16 protein-coding genes are annotated in these 16,370 nt (G+C 68.3%); 4 read left to right on the forward strand and 12 right to left on the reverse strand.

Going from position 1 to position 16,370, the window contains the following annotated elements; genetic code table 11:
* Positions 1 to 6 precede the first annotated feature (6 nt).
* Together IL992_RS24560 and IL992_RS24565 are read left to right on the forward strand one after the other, a co-directional pair.
* Entirely contained in the window at positions 7 to 555 is a 549-nt protein-coding gene (locus IL992_RS24560) for a dTDP-4-dehydrorhamnose 3,5-epimerase family protein (RefSeq protein WP_193205717.1), read from the forward strand.
* On the forward strand, positions 552 to 1,436 hold the full coding sequence (locus IL992_RS24565) for a hypothetical protein (protein ID WP_193205718.1): 885 nt from the start codon (positions 552 to 554) through the stop codon (positions 1,434 to 1,436). Before IL992_RS24560 ends, IL992_RS24565 begins: the two co-directional genes overlap by 4 nt.
* Here IL992_RS24565 and IL992_RS24570 read toward each other — a convergent pair.
* Positions 1,399 to 2,784, reverse strand: coding sequence for an O-antigen ligase family protein (locus IL992_RS24570; protein WP_193205719.1), 1,386 nt, complete (start codon positions 2,782 to 2,784; stop codon positions 1,399 to 1,401). The two genes, IL992_RS24565 and IL992_RS24570, sit on opposite strands and share 38 nt — an antisense overlap.
* Complete coding sequence (locus tag IL992_RS24575; protein WP_193205720.1) at positions 2,784 to 3,512, reverse strand: hypothetical protein; 729 nt, start codon at positions 3,510 to 3,512, stop codon at positions 2,784 to 2,786. The genes IL992_RS24570 and IL992_RS24575 overlap by 1 nt, the downstream gene beginning before the upstream one ends.
* Before the next feature lie 118 nt (positions 3,513 to 3,630).
* Here IL992_RS24575 and IL992_RS24580 point away from each other — a divergent pair, with 118 nt between their 5' ends.
* Positions 3,631 to 4,506 (forward strand): DUF6492 family protein, encoded by an 876-nt coding sequence (locus IL992_RS24580; protein WP_193205721.1) that lies wholly within the window; start codon positions 3,631 to 3,633, stop codon positions 4,504 to 4,506.
* Positions 4,507 to 4,531: 25 nt separating this feature from the next.
* On the opposite strand, the gene IL992_RS24585 is transcribed toward IL992_RS24580, so the two are convergent.
* A complete protein-coding gene (locus IL992_RS24585; RefSeq protein WP_193205722.1) occupies positions 4,532 to 5,551 on the reverse strand; it encodes a hypothetical protein in 1,020 nt (339 codons plus the stop codon).
* Between the two features lie 200 nt (positions 5,552 to 5,751).
* Here IL992_RS24585 and IL992_RS24590 point away from each other — a divergent pair, with 200 nt between their 5' ends.
* Positions 5,752 to 6,927 carry an acyltransferase family protein gene (locus IL992_RS24590; RefSeq protein ID WP_193205723.1) on the forward strand — a complete coding sequence of 392 codons (1,176 nt, stop codon included), beginning with the start codon at positions 5,752 to 5,754 and terminating at the stop codon, positions 6,925 to 6,927.
* On the opposite strand, the gene IL992_RS24595 is transcribed toward IL992_RS24590, so the two are convergent.
* The 9 genes from IL992_RS24595 to IL992_RS24635 all read right to left on the reverse strand — a co-directional run bounded on the left by IL992_RS24595 (position 6,913) and on the right by IL992_RS24635 (position 16,257).
* A complete protein-coding gene (locus IL992_RS24595) occupies positions 6,913 to 7,809 on the reverse strand; it encodes a 2OG-Fe(II) oxygenase family protein (protein WP_193205724.1) in 897 nt (298 codons plus the stop codon). The genes IL992_RS24590 and IL992_RS24595 overlap by 15 nt on opposite strands.
* 169 nt (positions 7,810 to 7,978) lie before the next feature.
* A complete protein-coding gene (locus IL992_RS24600; RefSeq protein WP_193205725.1) occupies positions 7,979 to 8,854 on the reverse strand; it encodes a glycosyltransferase family 2 protein in 876 nt (291 codons plus the stop codon).
* A gap of 15 nt (positions 8,855 to 8,869) precedes the next feature.
* The gene (locus IL992_RS48510) at positions 8,870 to 10,360 is read right to left on the reverse strand and encodes an oligosaccharide flippase family protein (protein WP_319018796.1); all 1,491 of its coding nucleotides are present in this window, start codon (positions 10,358 to 10,360) and stop codon (positions 8,870 to 8,872) included.
* Between the two features lie 10 nt (positions 10,361 to 10,370).
* A complete protein-coding gene (locus IL992_RS24610) occupies positions 10,371 to 11,357 on the reverse strand; it encodes a hypothetical protein (protein ID WP_193205726.1) in 987 nt (328 codons plus the stop codon).
* Positions 11,358 to 11,362: 5 nt separating this feature from the next.
* The gene (locus IL992_RS24615; RefSeq protein WP_193205727.1) at positions 11,363 to 12,613 is read right to left on the reverse strand and encodes a DUF4910 domain-containing protein; all 1,251 of its coding nucleotides are present in this window, start codon (positions 12,611 to 12,613) and stop codon (positions 11,363 to 11,365) included.
* Positions 12,610 to 13,629, reverse strand: a complete 1,020-nt coding sequence (locus tag IL992_RS24620; RefSeq protein WP_193205728.1) for an NAD-dependent epimerase/dehydratase family protein — start codon at positions 13,627 to 13,629, stop codon at positions 12,610 to 12,612. The genes IL992_RS24615 and IL992_RS24620 overlap by 4 nt, the downstream gene beginning before the upstream one ends.
* Positions 13,629 to 14,279, reverse strand: a complete 651-nt coding sequence (locus IL992_RS24625) for a PIG-L deacetylase family protein (RefSeq protein WP_193205729.1) — start codon at positions 14,277 to 14,279, stop codon at positions 13,629 to 13,631. Before IL992_RS24625 ends, IL992_RS24620 begins: the two co-directional genes overlap by 1 nt.
* Positions 14,276 to 15,052 carry a sugar phosphate nucleotidyltransferase gene (locus IL992_RS24630; RefSeq protein ID WP_079320543.1) on the reverse strand — a complete coding sequence of 259 codons (777 nt, stop codon included), beginning with the start codon at positions 15,050 to 15,052 and terminating at the stop codon, positions 14,276 to 14,278. Before IL992_RS24630 ends, IL992_RS24625 begins: the two co-directional genes overlap by 4 nt.
* The gene (locus tag IL992_RS24635; protein ID WP_193205812.1) at positions 15,049 to 16,257 is read right to left on the reverse strand and encodes a class I SAM-dependent methyltransferase; all 1,209 of its coding nucleotides are present in this window, start codon (positions 16,255 to 16,257) and stop codon (positions 15,049 to 15,051) included. Before IL992_RS24635 ends, IL992_RS24630 begins: the two co-directional genes overlap by 4 nt.
* Positions 16,258 to 16,370: the final 113 nt, after the last annotated feature.

Raw genomic sequence — 16,370 nt, forward strand, 5'->3', positions numbered from 1 at the left:
AAGCACATGCACGTGGAGCCCACCAGGCTTGAGGGGGTGCTGCTGTTCGTCCCCACGCCTCATCGGGACGACCGCGGACTGTTCACCCGGACCTTCGACGCCCGGCTCGCCGCCGAACACGGTCTCGATCCGAACTCCTTCGTCCAGGACAGCCAGTCCCGCTCCCGCAGGGGAACCATACGCGGCCTGCACGGCAGGTCGGGGCGAGGTGAGGCCAAGCTGGTCCGTTGCGCACGCGGGGCGATACTCGACGTGCTCGTGGACGCCCGGCCAGGCTCCCGCACGTTCGGGGAGCATCTGACCGTGCGGCTGGACGACGAGTCGTTCCACACCCTGTACGTCCCGCCGGGGTTGCTGCACGGCTTCCAGGCGCTCACCGAACAGACCGACGTCTGCTACCGGATCGATCGGGAGCACGACCCGGCCGAGGATCTCGCCGTGCGCTACGACGACCCCGATTTGAAGATCGACTGGCCGTTGCCGGTCAGCACGATCAGCTCCAGGGACCGGTCGGCGGGTACGTGGGCCGATCTTCGGGAACGTCTATCGCGATGAGATCGCTACTCCTGAGGGCCGCCCCTCTCGCGCTGCTGGTGGCGGCCTGCACCCCCGCGTCTCCGCAGACCACTCCACCCGCCCGGCCGTCCCACACCGCCACCCCTACCTCCCAGGCCGGCGGATGCCCCGGCTATCCCACCCCGGCGTGCACCGGCGTGCCCAAAGGCACACGGCTGAAGACGCTCCAACCCGACTTCTACGGCGCCTACCGCGTGACCAAGGACGGGACGGTGCTGGACGGGGTGCACATCCCCGGCACGCTTTTGATCACCGCCCAGAACGTGACGGTACGCAACAGCCAGATCGACGGCGATGTGAAGAACGACTACGACGGCAAGATCTACCCCTTCACCATCAGCGACTCCACCGTCGGCCCGGAAAACGGCTGCAACCAGAGCGTCGGAATCTGGAGCGCCCAATTCACCGCCACCCGCGTCCACGTCCGCAACCACAGCGACGGCTTCAGCGTCTCCGGCGACAACGTCGTCATCCGCGACTCCTACGTCCTGCTCTGCTCACGCCCCGGCGACCACTCCGACGGCATCCAGACCGTCGGCGCCGGCCACACCCTCGTCTTCGACCACAACACCGTCGACCAGCGCTACGCACCCCAGCACACCGCACCGGTCTTCCTCGTCGACCCCAACACCGGCGTCCAGGTCACCGACAACCTGCTCATCGGCGGCACCTACACCATCAGAGTCAGAGCCGCCTCCGGCGCCGTCGTCCGCGACAACGCCGTGGTGAACAAATCGTGGGACTACGGCCCCTCCGACTCCGACTGCTCGAAGACGACCTGGACGGGTAACAGGCTGGTCACCATCGATGACGACTACACCGTCACGAGTACGGTCGGACCTCTGGAGTGCGTGGGCTGAGGCTCTTCCCCGCCGCCGCGTTCTCCTTCCGGACGACGCGAAGCAGGGCTCCCGCCGCACCGGCCTGGAGGAACATCAGGCCTGTCGCCGCCGGGTAGGAGAGCTGGTCGAACGTGATCGAGCAGACCACCGGGACCAGCAGCGGCGCCGTCATGGACAGGGCGAGGTCCCGCAGCACCGGATCCGAGGTGAGGTGCCTGGCTCGCTGGGCGGCGTAGACTCCCGTCCCCACCAGCGCCAGGAACGCCAGCACGCCGACGATTCCCGACTCCACCAGCGTCAGCAGGTACTGGTTGTCGAAGACCTGGTGTTTGGGCGCGTACCACGTGGCCAGGCCGCGGCCCAGCCACGGATGGCGGAGAAACTCCTCCAGCGCGTTGGGGTAGTCGTGCACGCGATACCGGATGCTGTCGTCGGAGCCGAAGCCGGCGAACAGCCGGTAGAACGTCCCGAGCACGCCCGGCATGACGATCTGGACCACCACAAGGAACCCGAACACCACGCCGAGGGCCCGAAGGCGGCGCCGCGCGGGCCAGCCCGCCATCAGGACGACGCCGACCGTCGCGACCGCGATCACGCCTGTGCGCGAGACCGAGTAGACCAGTCCCATGGCGATCATGGCGGTGCAGAACCACCAGCGCAGCGGCGAACTGCCGCGGTCCCGTGCGTGCACGGCGTAGTGGACGGCGACGGGCAGGATCATGGCCGAGACCACGGCGAACTCGATGGGGTGCCCGAGGGTGGCCGCGACCCGGTTCAGGTCGTCTCTCGCGAGGACGTTGGTGATGCCCTCCACGCCGTTGGCCTGCAGGAAGGGCAGCGCCATGTAGGCGGTGAGGTCGAACTCCAGGATGGATTGGAACCCGCCGACGATGGACACCACGACACCGGTGACGACCATCCCCCGCATCACCAGATCCAGCCGTCGCCTGCTTGCTATGCCGTCGCACACGGCGAGGCCCAGGCCGATCCCGCCGACCAGCACCACCAGGGCGTGGTCCATCAGGTTCAGTTCGTCCTTCTCGAGGTAGCCGAAGGCGGCGTGACCGTAGACGGCCAGGCTGGCGGCGAGGTAGAGGAACAGCCCGGTGCGGGCGGGGTTGCGTCCCTTGGCCGCGCCCAGCGTGGTGGTGGACTGGGCGAACAGCCAGAACAGCCCCAGCGCCAGGCCCACCACGTCCGCCGGAGTCACCGACAGAGGCAGTCCGCGCAGGATCATGCGGGCGGGAACGCACAGCAGCGCCACGATCGCCACGACGGCCAGCGTCGCGCTGTCGGCCGCCTGGAAGCCCTCGGGGAGACGTCGTGGTCCGAGTGCCGTCGTCTCCCCTGCCGTGGAGACGGCCATCACACCGTCTGCTCCGCCTTGCGCGCGGACGGGGCCGGCACGCGCGGGCGCCTCTCCGGTCCCGGCGTCGGCCTGCGGCGGGCGCGACGATGGACGACGAAGCTTTCGACGGCGAAGGCGGCCGTGAGGCTGCCCATGAGGCTCAAGGCGACGGCCGCGGCGGCGGCGCGGCTCCTGCTGCCCTTCTTCGCCTCAGGAGTCGTGGGCTCGACGACGTGCGTGATGGTGAGGAACGTCTTCGGCGGCGCACCCACGGCCTTCTGGCGCCGGGTCAGTTCGACATCGGCCTGTGCCATCACCTTGGCGACCAGTGCCGTGGCTGTTTTCGGGTCCGGCGCCTCGGCCTCCACGAAGACGAACGGACCGCTCATCATCAGTTCGGGGTTGGTGCTCCCGTTGGTGACCTTGTAACCGACGTCGCCGCCCCGCGGCACGCCGAGCCGTTCTCCCATCTCCGGCGCGCCGAGCGCCTGAATCAGCAGCGACGCGGTCATGTTGAGCCCGTAGTCGAAGGTGACCAGGGGATTGGATCGGGGGTTGACCAGCTTGGGATCGTCGGGCACGCTCGCCCCGGTGGTGGGGATCGTGATCAGCATGATGCCCTGGGAGGTGTAGGTCACGGGAATCCGGGTGTAGACGAAAAGCGTCGCGCCGATACACAGGACGAAGGTGGGCAGCACCACGTACCATCTCCGGAACAGCACGAGGACTGTCCCCCACAAGTCCATCCGATCCCTCCCCGTGCGGTCCTACTGACTATCGCACGGAGCCCCTGGTTTTGTTACGGCAACGCGTGATAAGTCTGACCAGCCGCTATAGACGTCTTCGATCCGGAGGTCACGATCGATGCCAGAGCTGGCCGTCATCACCCCGACCTGGAAGCCGGACCGAGACTTCTTCGCGGCCCTGCACCGCTCGTTTCTCCAGTTCACTTCCGAGGACACGGTCCATCACGTCATCGTGCCCTGGGCGCACAAATCGCACTTCACCCAATTCGCCGGGCCGCGCTGCCGCATTTGGACGCATTCCGAATTGCTCCCCCGCCGTTATGTCCGCATGCCCGGCGGGGTGTGGGTCAATACGCGGCGCCCGTGGCCGCCGGTGCGCGGCTGGGTCATGCAGCAGGCGGCCAAGATAGCGGCCGCCGGCATCGTGGAGGCGGACACGGTGCTGCTCGCCGACTCCGACGTGGTGTTCGTCCGCCCAGTCAAGGTGGGCGACTTCACCGCGCATGGCCGGCTCACGCTGTTCAGGAAGGAGTGCGCGGTCCACGCGGGAATGGAGCGGCACGTCATCTGGCACCGGGTCGCCCGCGAACTGCTCGGGCTCCCGGCCGCGCCACCGCCGCCACTGAACGACTACGTCGACGCGCTGGTCTTCTGGGACCCCGCGCGGGTACGGGCCATGCAGGCGCGCGTCAGCGAGGTCACCGGCCTGCCCTGGGCCGACGCCTTCACCTCCCAGCTGCACGTCTCCGAGTTCATCGTCTACGGCGTGTACGCCGACGAGTTCCTCGGCGAGGAGCAGCGGCCCGCCACCAGCCCCGAGATCTGCCACAGCGCCTACATCAGGACGCCGATGGACCACGAGGCCGCGATGGCGTTCGCCGACCGCATCGGCCCGGACGCCATCGGCATGATGATCTCGTCGCACTCGCACACCTCGGCGGAGGTCAGGGAAGCCGCCGCACGGCGGTGCGCCGAGGTGGCCGCGTCGCGCTGACCCGGGCGCCGATTCGCGGTGCGGGTCAGCCGCCGCGTTTACCGGGCGATCGCCCTGACGAGCCGTTCTCCGAAGGCCGCCCGCCCACGGCGCTGTCCGCTGTGAGCATCGGATCCATGATGATGACCACGGTCTGGTCGGACTCGTCGTCGGCGTCGGTCACGGACGTGCCGTTCGCGGGCGTGGGATCGTCGACGGCCGCCGGCCGCGGGTCGTTCTGCGTGGACGAGGCGGACGAGGAGGCGTCGGCGACCGCCGTGCCGGGCGGGGCTACAGGCGATCCGATGCGCGGCCGATCCTGCGTAGGGGCGGGGACCCGCCACTGCACCGTCGCCGCGCTGAGCACCTCGGGATCCTCGCTCCAGCCGGACATCCGTTCGAAACGACCGTCGTCCGGCTCGATCCGCGTGATGCGCCGACGCCTCGCCACGGCGTAGGCGATGCCGAAGCAGACGAGCAGCGACACGGCGAAAGCGCTACCCGCCGCCTTCCACTGGACGCCCGTCACCCGCTCCGGCTGGGAGAGCGGGACCACGTCGTTGAGCGAGACGAACGTGGACTTGGGCGCGCCCAGCGCCACCTGCCGGTCGTTGAGCTCCCTGCGCACCCGTGCCTGAACCGCGGCGACGGTCTTGCTCGCCTGGTCGGCGGTGGGCGCGACGGCCGACACGTAGATGTAGGGCCCGCTGATGTCCAGCAGGTCGGGGTCGGTGCGGCCGTCGTCGACCGTGAGTTCGACCGGCCCGTCCTTGGGCGCGCCCACGTCGTGGCGCAACTCGGGGGTGTTTATCGCCTGAATGAGAATGGTGGCCGTCGTTTTCAGCCCGTCGCTGAAGCCCAGCAACGGGTTCTGCAGGCCGAAGGTCTTGCTCGGGTCGATCGTGGCGCCCCTGGCCGACGTGGTCAGGACCATCAGGGCGCTGGATTGGTATCTCGCCGGGACGAAAAAGAACGTTCCCATCGCGACCAGCAGTGACAACAGAATCAACGGCGGCCCCACGGCCTTGCGCGTGAGTAGGCTGCCGAGGATCTTCCATAACTCCATATACACGTCCCCCGCCCTCATGGCGCACCCGGGCGCCGGGCGGCCCCACATCTCCATCGCCGCCCACGGACAGATCGTTACACGACAACCCTGATGCGTGACGATAGCTCGATGGGTCTTCTTGTGGGCTACAGCGTTACACGACGAGCGTCCCCTCCGATAGACCATCGTGAGCCGGGCGGACGTCAGGAGGGCAACTTATGGCCAAACCCCCAGTGCAGGGGCACTCCCGGCTTGCCGGCCTCGACGGGATCAGAGGGCTCGCCGCGCTCTTCGTCGTGCTCCACCATTGCTGGCTGACGTCGTTTCCCGGCTTCCCCTCCGACAACGGTCCCTTGTGGGCAGGTTGGCTCCTTTATGGACACTTCGCGGTTGTCGTCTTCATTGTGCTGTCCGGCTTCTCACTCGCCGTCGGACCGGCGCGCCATGAATGGCGGCTCGGGGGGCTGGCCAGGTTCGGCCATCGGCGGGCCTGGCGCATCCTGCCGCCGTACTGGATGGCCCTGGTCTACAGCCTGATCGTCGCGTGGACCGTCGTCCCGCAGACGGACGCGGGCCCTCCGACGGCCAAGAGCGTCCTGCTGTACGGGCTGCTCATCCAGGATGTCTTCGGCGCGCCGAGCCCCAACGGGGCCTTCTGGTCCATCGCCATCGAGGCCCAGTTGTACGTGGTTTTCCCGCTGCTCCTCCTGTTGATCAGGCGCTTCGGCGCGGCCGTCATGGCGGGCGCGGTCACGGCGCTCGTGACAGCTGTCGGCGCGCTGTCTCCCGTAGTGCCGGCCGTGGCCCTGCTCGACCGGTTCACCCCGCAGTTCGCGGCGCTGTTCGCCTTCGGCGCCGTCGCGGCGGGGGTGGTGGGCGGACACTGGCGCGCCCCGGCACCGTGGACGGCGGCCGTGGCCGCGGTGCCGGTTGTGGCACTGATCGCGGCACAGGGCTCGGTGTGGACGGTGAACCACTACTTCTGGGTGGACCTCGCCCTCGGACCCGCGGTGGGGCTCTTCCTGGCGGCGCTGGCCGCGGGCAGGCCCGCGCCGCTGGTCACGTTCCTCGACACCCGTCCCGTCCGGTCCCTCGGGTCTTTCTCCTACAGCCTCTACCTGACACACGCGCCGTTGGTCGTGACGCTGCACGAACTGGTGGTGGCGCCGCACGTCCCGAAGGGCGTGCCGGCCTTTCTCGCCATGATCGCGCTCGCCGTGCCCGCCAGCCTGCTGGTGGCATGGGGCTTCGCAACGGTCTTCGAGCTGCCGTTTCAGCGTCACCGCAGTTGGGGGGCTCTGCGCGGGGCGATCGGCGAGAGGCTGCGGCCTCCGCGCCGCAGGGCCTCCCTGCCGGCTCCGCCGTACGAGCCGGAGAAGTCAGCCACGCCGTGACAGGGCTTCCGCCTCGTACTCCAGGGCCAGTTCCTCGGGGACCTGCTCCAGGTCGGTGCAGCGCCGGAAGTCCCGCAGCGTCGTGCCCACGCACAGGGCGTCGACGTTGGGCGCCCCCCGGCGAGCTCGCACGTCCTGGATGTTGACCGTACGGAAGTCGATGCTGAAGCGCGTACGGCCGGAGGTGTTGGGGACGGTCGAGTGCAGGTGCGCCCCGGAGAACATCACGAAGCCTCCGGGTTCGGGGATGACGCGGACCTGCGGCTCCAGTTCGATCGTCTGCTCCGGTTTGGGCTGCCGGCGGGTGTCGCTGTAGATGTGCGTGGCGGCGCTCGGACGTTCGACGGCCGTCCAGCCGGCGTAGTCGTACCTGTCGCTGCCGTTCGCGACCGGCTGGTCGAAATAGCGGGTGTGGAAGGCCATCACGTTCTCGGGGACGACCGCATAGATCGGCATCCACCAGTTGACCTGATTGAAGGGAGCCGAATACCAGCAGTCCCGATGCGGGTGGTACGCGTAGGAAATACCCGACGTCAGATACGCGTCGGAGGTGGAGGTCCGCATGCGCGGCACGTCGAAATACGTGTCCCATACCGAGCAACCGGCCTCTTCCAACACCCGTGGAAGCAGCTTCTTGCAGCGTTCGTGATGAATGAAGCGCGGCTTGAGGTCCGCCAAAAGCGCGGCGAATCGCTCCACCGGCATCTCGTACTGCGCCAGCTCGGGATCGAGCGTCCCGAAAGCCTTCTCGATGAGCTCGCGGGCGAACTCCACGAGCTCCGCCGACGCCGGTGTGGCCGAATACACGAAAAGGTCGCCCTGGAAGATCATCTGTCGGCGCCGATCGTCGTCGACCTCTTGGTTGAAGAAAATCGAGGTCATAGCATGCCGTCTCTCTGTTTTACCCGTCCCTGCCCCGGGACGCTCCGTCGTCAGTTACTCGCCGTTTTCAGTGCCGCCGTTACAGCGGATTTGGCCGTTACCGGCACGTCATCGAATCCGGCACGTCACCGAATCGCGTGACGGAATAAGAGAGATCGCGGCGTGCCGGTCAGCGGCGCACTGCGGCGAGCGCCAGGCGCGCCGCCTTACGGGTCCGATGGGTCAGAGTCTGGCCTTGTCGGCGGGCGTACGTCCGGGCCACCACCTCCCAGGCGCGCCTGCGCTGCTCCGGAGTCAGGTCGAGAGTGCGCAGGTGACGCACCACGGCGGCGAACTGCAGTGTGGTGGCGAAGTGCACGGTCCACCCCGGAACCCCCAGCGCCCTGGCGATCTCGGGCAGCCTGCGGAAGCGGAGTCCACGGTGCGCCAGGATCTCGGGGACGTGGCCCCAGGGACCCGCCAGAGCCAGCATCACGGCGAAGACCTCGTCCTCGCGCAGCATGACGGGCCTGGGGACGCGCGCGACGGCCTCACGCCGCATCAGCCCGTACAGCGGGTCCAGCAGCATGTGCTCCTGCGTGTGCACGACCATCATCTCGGTGAACCGGTCGATGGGATCGTCGGACAGCAGCCGCGTGCCGCGGTAGGTCGGTGGCTTCATCACCGCGCCGTCCGGGCCGGTGTACATGGTCTCCGAGGTGACCAGGACGAGCCGCTCGTCCTCGGCGAAGACCTCAAGCGAGCGCGACACGCAGTTGGGCTCCAGCAGGTCGTCGTCGCCCATCCACCGGAAGTACGTGCCCCGGGACAGCCGCAGGACCGCGTCGAAGTTGCCGACGACGCCCACGTTCACCGGCTGGCGGTGGTAGACGACGCGGCTGTCCGCCCTGGCCAGCTCCCTGCAGTACTCCTCCGTGTGGTCCGTCGACGCGTTGTCGGAGATCACCAGCTCGATGTCGGCGTGGTCCTGCTTCAGCGCGGACTGGACGGCGTCGCCTATCCGGTCGGCCCCGTTGCGTACGGGAAGTCCAATGGAGACCAGCATTCTTGCCACTCCAGATCAGGATGTCGGACGGGGCCGCAGGACCACCCGGGGCAGGGCGCGCAGCCGGTCGGCCGGAACGACGATGAGAACGTAGACGACCAGGCCCGCGGCGGCCCCCAGGCACAACGTGACCCAGGGGGGCGCGTCGCCCAGTACGGACAGCATGCCGAGCACGGCGGCGGCCGACACGAGGCCGCCGAGGCTCGGCCGCACAAGAGCGGGGGCGATGGGCGCCACGCGCACACCGGCCGCGCGCAGTCCCAGGACGGCCAGGGGCAGGGCGACGAACAGCGAGGCGGCCGCCTGGCCCGCGGCCGCGCCCCGGATTCCCTCCACGTGCGTGCCGATGATCACGGCGGGCACCAGAGCCAGGCCGTATCCGACGTTGATCCAGACGGTCAGCGTGGTGGCGCCCTGGCCGTTGAGGATGTCCAGCGCCAAGGACGTCAGCATCCGCACCACCATCACTACAGCGAGGAAGCGCAGGACGCCGGCGGCCTGGTCCCACTTCGCCCCGTAGAGAAAAGCCACGAGCGGGTGTGCCAGCAGCCCCATGACGATCGCCAGGGGCAACACGCCGGAGTACAACAGGGGCACCGACTTCTGGACGCCCCGGGAGAGGGTGTCGGGTTCCTGCTCCGCAAGGCGGGAGAAGCCCGCGATTGACACCGTGCGGATCGCCGTTCCGATCAGCCCGGGCACCCAGCTCGACACGTTGAAAGCCAGCAGGTAGTAGCCGAGCGGCTGGGCGCCCATGATGTCGCCCACGATGATGTAGCCGACGTTGAGCAGCACGGCTTCCAGGCCGATGCCGGCCGCCGACGGGATGCCGAAGCGCAGCAGCCTGCCGGCGATGGCGCGGTCGAACCCGATCCTGAACGGCATGCGCGCGACCCGCAGCACGATGACGCCGGTGACCACCGCCTGCGTGACCTGTCCCCAGGCGAAGCTGTACGGCCCGGCCCCCTCGACGGCCAGCATGATCGCGACGGCGGCGTTGACGGCGAACCCCGCCAGGATCGCCATGCTGTTCTGCGCCTGCTGGAACCGCCGCAGCAGCGCCGCGCTCCTGATCGCCGTGACGGCCTCGACCAGGATGACGGCTGTGAGGAGCCGGACGACGGGCGTGGCCTCGGGACTCCCGGCGTACGAGGCGTAGAAGGGCGCGGCCACCCAGAACGCCCCGTACAGCGCCGTAGCGGAGATCAGGTTGAGCAGGGTCGCCGTGGGCGACATCTCCTCCAGCGAGCCTCGCCACTGGATGGTCGCCGCCATGATGCCCAGGTCCTTGACCACCATCACGAAGGAGGTCGCGGCCAGGGCGACCGCGTAGACGCCGAAGTCCGCCGGCGACAGCAACCTGGCGAGGATCAGACCCATGACGAAGGACCCCGCCTTCATCACGAGGTTGCCGAGCAGGCTCCACCCGAACCCGCGGCCGGCTTTCTCGCCGATGCTCCGCGCGTCGGCCTGGGCCTCCGTCACGGTGGCGTCTTCCTGCTCCACAGCGGACCCCTTACGCTATTCCCGCCTCGGTAATCCGTTCGAGCCAGATCTCGCGCCAGAACGGCGCGAACTCGCGCGGACAGTTTGATTTGTACAGGCCTTTGCAGACGACGCCCTCAAGAAGGATGCAAGGGTTCTTCATTTGCAACATCTGGCCGGTCTTCTCGTCCAGGCAACGCTCCACCCGCGCCAGAACTCTGGCCGTCTTGCCACACCAGTGCGCCATCTCCTCCTCGAAGCCCAGACCGCGGTTCTTCCGGTCAGAGCCGAGGGTGGCGATGATCTCCGCCTTGGACTTGATACGCACCATTTCGCCCGGCTGAAGGTCGAGGGTCCCCGTCGGGGTCCTCGTGTTGGGTCCCGGACCGACCCAGCCCCAGGTGAGCCCCTGCCTTATCCAGAGCCAACGCGGCAGGCGACGCCTGCTGAAGTTCTGATAGCGGTCGAAAAGTCCGAAAAATATAGTGCGCAGGGTTTCCCAAACGGTCGCATTGCCGGTCCTGACGTCGGCGACGTACTGGCCGCCGTCACGAAACGGCAGGCATACGGGCGCCGCGCGCAGCAGCTCGGTCGCCTGGCACGAGTACCGTTCCTCGCCCTCCGGGCCCGGCTCCTTGCGCGCGTTCTTCACCAGCAGCGGCAGCAGGGTGCCCGGCGAAACCCGCGGTTCGGCGGAAGCGCCGGAGACCTTCTTCAGCCAGGCGGTCTTCCAGTAGATGGAGCAGAAGGTCTGACACCCTCCGTGCGCGGACCCGTCGCATCTGCCTCCCTCAAGGTGCACGGCGTCGTCCATCCTGCGCATGCCGGTCTGGGTCATGGTGTCGCAGAGCTTGTGCGCCACCTTCTTGACCACCATGCGCTTACCGCAGAACTGGAGCATCTCCGGCATGAAAGGCAAACCGTCGAGCTCTCCGCGTTCGTCCAGGGTGGCGAGGATCTCCTCCTCGCTGAGGACCTCCACGAGATCCCCCACCCGCAGGCTGAGCGCTTGCGCCATTCCCTCTACTCCTTCAGTAATCCCGCGGCCCGCAACGACCGCGCGGCGGCGGCTACAGCGGAGAACGGCAGCGTGGACCGTTCCGCGATGTCCAGCAGGCTGTGATCACCATCGGACAAGTTGAGCACCCACAACATCGCCATCTGCGCCTGTTTCGTGTCACTGCGGCCGCCGATGGATCCGTACAGACCGCGCCGGCCCAGTTGCGGCTCGCCGTACGGGCTGGTGTTGAGGTATCTGCGGTTGCGCTCCAGGATCTCGACGGCCTCCCAGAGCACCTCCAGCGTCTCCTCCATGGCCTCGGGTGCGACGAAGCCGGGATCGTCGCCTGAGGTGTGGTACTCCGGGTAACCGGCGTACGGCGTCCGGGTCAGCGACCCGACGCCGAGGTTGAACCCGGGCGAGCAGTACTGGCGCTCGTCGTAACCGTAAGGAGTGAAGTCGACGATCTCGTGCCGTCTGCCGCGCAGCACATGGGACATCACCTGGTCGATCTCGGCGTTCCCGCGCCTGCTGCGCTTGTACGTCAATGCCCCCCGGTCTCCCGCGCAGGCCAGGGTGAGACCGTGCTTCACACGTTCCACGCGGTTACGCGCCAGCCAGGTGATCGCCCCGATGGTGCCGGGCGCCATGATGAACCGGTACGTGTACCAGGGATCGCTGATCCGCTGAGCGAGGGCGACCGCCACGGCGATGCCGGCGAGGTTGTCGTTGGCCAGCGACGGGTGGCACACGTGGGTGGAGATGATCACCTCGTCCTGCACCCGCCCCGGGATCACGTGCTCGGCGTAGGTGAGGTGACCCGGCTCCAGGGTGGAGTCGATCAGCACCTCGTAGGGCCCCTCCCCCAGTTCCGCCAGCGTGCTCGCCCTCAGGCAGAAACCCCAGGTCTCGGCGTAGTAGCTCGTCCGGTACGGGATCAGGTCCGGCTGATCCCGCAGGGTGTGCAGGTGAGGACGGAGTTCCTCAAGAGTGAGCGTGGCGGACACCGGAACGCTGTAGCCCACCACGTGGAGGCTGGAGTCCGCGAAGTCGACGACGCGACGGCCTGCGGGATCCTTGATGTAGGCGTCACGAATGTTCCACTCGTTCGGAATCGTCCAGTCCAGCACCTGCGTCCCGGTGGGCACCTCCGAGACCTGGAGCGGCAGGTGCTCGCCGACGACGCGCAGCGTCTCCCGCACGCCGTCGCCGGTGATGCTCCTGCACAGCGGATACAGCCTCGCCACGAGGGCGTGCATCTCCTCGCCGGTCATGGCCTGAGCGTCTCGTCGATCGTGCCGGCCGCCCTCCGCCCGGACAGCCACGCGAGCCGGGTGAAGCGCTCGGCGAAGTCCTCGGCGGTCAGCCCGTGCGCCTGGTAGGCGTCGTACAACTCGACGGCGCCGTCCTTGACCGTCCACCGGGCGGCGTAGCCGGGCAGCGCGGCCCTGATCCTGGAGAAGTCGACGCGGTAGGAACGAGGATCGGCGCCCGTCTCACCGGTGATCACCAGCGTGGCGCCCGGGACCACCTCGATCACGTGCTGCGCGATGTCGGCGACGGTCACGTTGTTCAGCTCGGTGCCGACGTTGAACGCCTTCGCGTGCACGGCCTCGCGTGGGGCGACGAGGGCGGCGGCGAACGCGTCGGCGATGTCGGCCACGTGGACGAGCGGCCGCCACGGCGTGCCGTCCGACAACACGCGCACCTCCCCCGTCAGGAAGGCGTGCCCGACCAGGTTGTTGAGCACGATGTCCATCCTGAGCCGGGGTGAGAACCCGAAGGCCGTGGCGTTGCGCAGGAACACCGGCGTGAAGTCCGGGTCCGCCAGCTCGACCAGGTCCTCCTCCACCCGCACCTTCGACTCCGCGTAGGGCGTCACCGGCCGCAGCGGCGCGTCCTCCGTGAGCAGGTCGTCGCCGCCCGACGCGCCGTACACCGAGCAGGTCGACGCGTACAGGAACCGGCGGACACCGGCGTCCTTGGCCAGCCGGGCCAGGCGGGTCGAGGCGTGATGGTTGATGTCGTAGGTCAGCTCGGGTGCGAGCGCGCCGAGCGGGTCGTTCGACAGGGCGGCGAGGTGGATCACCGCGTCGAAGCCCGCGAGGTGCTCCGGGCGCACGTCGCGCAGATCCACCGCCAGACCCTCGGGGTCCCGCGGGAGCGGGCCGAGCACGCACTCGGCGAACAGTCCCGAGTCGAGGCCGACCACCTCGTGTCCTGCCTCGGCCAGAACGGGGGCCATCACGCTCCCGAGGTAGCCCACATGCCCGGTCAGCAGTACCCGCATCAGTTCTCCAGTCGAAGAGTGAGCTTGTTCACGTGAAAGGCCTCCGCGTAACGGGCCTGGCACTCGATGCCGCGAATGCGCGCCAGTCCGAGGAAGGCCTCCCGGTCAAACCATGATCGATGTCGCTGGGAAGGGTAGTGCCGCTGGAGCAGGCTCACCTTGGACTCCGCGATCTCCGCGTCGAGCGGCTGATACACCGAGGGCCTGCCGAGGTCTCCGTCCCACTTGGCGATCTCGTAGCCGAGCACGAGGTGGTCGCGGAATGCCGTCGGGACCAGCCTGGCCAGGCCCCGATGGTCCTGATGAGCGTCGCCGGCCCATGGCGCGAAGATCAGGTCGGGGTCGGTCTCCGCCCGCAGTTCCTCCACGGCCGCCTTGGCCTCCTCCCAGTGCGCGGGCAGCCGGCCGTCGGGCAGCTTCAGGACCCTGACCCGCAGATCCGCTCCCGGGCAGAAGGCGGCGAGGGCGGCGCGCTCCTCGTCCTCCCGTTCCGTGCCGCCGCCCGACAGCACCAGAGCGTCGACCCGGATGCCGGGATGGGCGGAGCAGAGGGTCAGCAGGCTGCCGCCGGCGCCGATCGGAAGGTCGTCGCAGTGCGCGCCCAGCGCGGCGACCCGGGTCACGGACGAGGCCGTGCGCAGGCCGATCATTGGTGCTCCCACAGCGCCCACGGGCGGTTTCCACGGGAGTACGCCTCGTCCAGGGCGAGGCGCTCCTTGACCGTGTCGGTCGGCCGCCAGTATCCCCGATAGGGGTAGGCGAGCAGCCGGCCTCGCTTGGCCAGCTGCACGCAGCCGTCGCCCACCAGGTCGCCGTTCTCCGGGATGTGGTCGAAGATCTCCTGCCGCAGGACGAAGTAGCCGCCGTTGACCCACAGTGGCATCTGACTGACCGGGGTGATGCCGCCGACCTTGCCGTCCTCGCCCATGTCGATGCAGTGGAACGTTTCGGCGGGTGGCACCACCATCATGGACGCCCCGGCGTCGGCGCGCTCGAACCGCTCGATTATCTGCGGCAGCGGGGCGTCGGTGAGCACGTCGGCGTAGTTGGCCAGGAACATCTCGTCGCCGTCGAGATGATCCCGGACCCGGCGCAGCCGCTCCCCGATCGGTGAGTCGATGCCCGTGGTCACGAAAGAGATGGACCAGTCGGAGATGTCCGTCGAGAGCAGCTCGACCCGGCCGCCGCGTAAGACGAAGTCGTTCGAGGTGGTTTCCTGATAGTTCAGGAAGAATTCCTTGATGTGGTGGGCGCCGAACCCGAGACACAGGATGAACTCCGTATGTCCGAAATGGGCGTAGTAGCGCATCACATGCCAGATGAGCGGACGGGGACCCACGAGTTGCATCGGCTTAGGGACGTCACCGGGGGTGCCGCTGCGCATCCGCGTGCCGTACCCGCCGCAGAAAAGCACGACCTTCACGAGACGATCTCCAAGGTTGGGATGGGGAAGACCAGCTTTCCTCCCCATTCATGGACATAGGACAGCTGCTCGGTGAGCTCGGCCCGCAGGTTCCACGGCAGAACCAGCACGTAGTCCGGGCGGTCTGCGGCGATCCGCTCCGGGGGCAGAATGGGGATCCTGGCGCCCGGAGTGAATTTGCCGTGCTTGTAGGGGTTCCTGTCGACGGTGTAGGCCAGCAGGTCGGGCCGGATGCCGCAGTGGTTCAGCAGCGTGTTGCCCTTGCCCGGCGCGCCGTACCCGACGACCGTCCTGCCCGCGTCGGCGGCGTCGATCAGGAAGCGCAGCAGGTCGCGCCTGACGCGCGCCACCCGATCGGCGAACTGGGTGTAGCCGGACAGTTCGAGCAGTCCCGCGGCCTTCTCCATGGCCATGACGTCCGCCACCCGGGAGCTCGGACGACCCGAGGGGCGCGCCCACAGCCGGATGGATCCTCCGTGCGTGGGAAGCAACTCGACGTCGACGAGGGCGAGCCCGCCGGCGGCCAGCGCCCGCTGGGCGGACGCGACCGTGTAGTACTGGAAGTGCTCGTGGTAGATGGTGTCGTACTGGTTCAACTCGATGAGGGTGAGCAGATGCTGCACCTCGATCGAGACCCAGCCGTCGTCGGCCACCAGGGCGCGCAGTCCCTCGGTGAACCCGACGATGTCGGGGATGTGCGCGTAGACGTTGTTGGCCACCACCAGGTCGGCGGGACCGTGCTCGGCGCGGACCGCGGCGCCCGTCTCCGGGGTGAGGAACGCGGTCAGGGTGGGCACGCCCTTGTCGCGCGCGGCCTGCCCCACGTTGGCCGACGGCTCGATGCCCAGGCACCGCACCCCCCGCTCGACCACGTGGCCCAGCAGGTAGCCGTCGTTGCTGGCGACCTCGACGACGAAAGAGGGATTGATGCGTTCCATCGCGCCTGCGACGAACCCTCGCGCGTGCTCCACCCAGGAGGTGGAGTACGACGAGAAGTAGGCGTACTCGGTGAAGGTCTCCTCAGGTGTGATGAGGGGCGGGATCTGGGCGAGCCAGCAGCCGGTGCACACCTGGAGATGCAACGGGTAGGTGACCTCGGGCGCCGCCAGTCGCTCGGCACTGAGAAACAGCTCGCAGGGCGGCGTCGCTCCCAGGTCGATCACACCCACGAGACTGGTCGAGCCGCACAGCCGGCACTTCGTCATCATGCTCCCCGAATCGGTCGCTCGACTGAGGTAGGCCCTTCAAAGACGCGTCAGATGCGGATGTGGTTTGCTGTCCCCCCGCCCCTCGACCCACCAGCGGTAATTCGGCTCAT

It is taken from the genome of Microbispora sitophila (assembly GCF_014892245.1).
Taxonomy (GTDB): domain Bacteria; phylum Actinomycetota; class Actinomycetes; order Streptosporangiales; family Streptosporangiaceae; genus Microbispora; species Microbispora siamensis.

Bases quoted from the DNA above. Each gene is read 5' to 3' on its own strand.
- IL992_RS24560 (WP_193205717.1), top strand. From the start codon at position 7: ATGCACGTGGAGCCCACCAGGCTTGAGGGGGTGCTGCTGTTCGTCCCC.
- IL992_RS24585 (WP_193205722.1), bottom strand. From the start codon at position 5,551: ATGGAGTTATGGAAGATCCTCGGCAGCCTACTCACGCGCAAGGCCGTG.
- IL992_RS24635 (WP_193205812.1), bottom strand. From the start codon at position 16,257: ATGACGAAGTGCCGGCTGTGCGGCTCGACCAGTCTCGTGGGTGTGATC.
- IL992_RS24565 (WP_193205718.1), top strand. From the start codon at position 552: ATGAGATCGCTACTCCTGAGGGCCGCCCCTCTCGCGCTGCTGGTGGCG.
- IL992_RS24600 (WP_193205725.1), bottom strand. From the start codon at position 8,854: ATGCTGGTCTCCATTGGACTTCCCGTACGCAACGGGGCCGACCGGATA.
- IL992_RS24615 (WP_193205727.1), bottom strand. From the start codon at position 12,613: ATGACCGGCGAGGAGATGCACGCCCTCGTGGCGAGGCTGTATCCGCTG.
- IL992_RS24610 (WP_193205726.1), bottom strand. From the start codon at position 11,357: ATGGCGCAAGCGCTCAGCCTGCGGGTGGGGGATCTCGTGGAGGTCCTC.
- IL992_RS24625 (WP_193205729.1), bottom strand. From the start codon at position 14,279: ATGATCGGCCTGCGCACGGCCTCGTCCGTGACCCGGGTCGCCGCGCTG.
- IL992_RS24620 (WP_193205728.1), bottom strand. From the start codon at position 13,629: ATGCGGGTACTGCTGACCGGGCATGTGGGCTACCTCGGGAGCGTGATG.
- IL992_RS24595 (WP_193205724.1), bottom strand. From the start codon at position 7,809: ATGACCTCGATTTTCTTCAACCAAGAGGTCGACGACGATCGGCGCCGA.
- IL992_RS24590 (WP_193205723.1), top strand. From the start codon at position 5,752: ATGGCCAAACCCCCAGTGCAGGGGCACTCCCGGCTTGCCGGCCTCGAC.
- IL992_RS24580 (WP_193205721.1), top strand. From the start codon at position 3,631: ATGCCAGAGCTGGCCGTCATCACCCCGACCTGGAAGCCGGACCGAGAC.
- IL992_RS24575 (WP_193205720.1), bottom strand. From the start codon at position 3,512: ATGGACTTGTGGGGGACAGTCCTCGTGCTGTTCCGGAGATGGTACGTG.
- IL992_RS24570 (WP_193205719.1), bottom strand. From the start codon at position 2,784: ATGGCCGTCTCCACGGCAGGGGAGACGACGGCACTCGGACCACGACGT.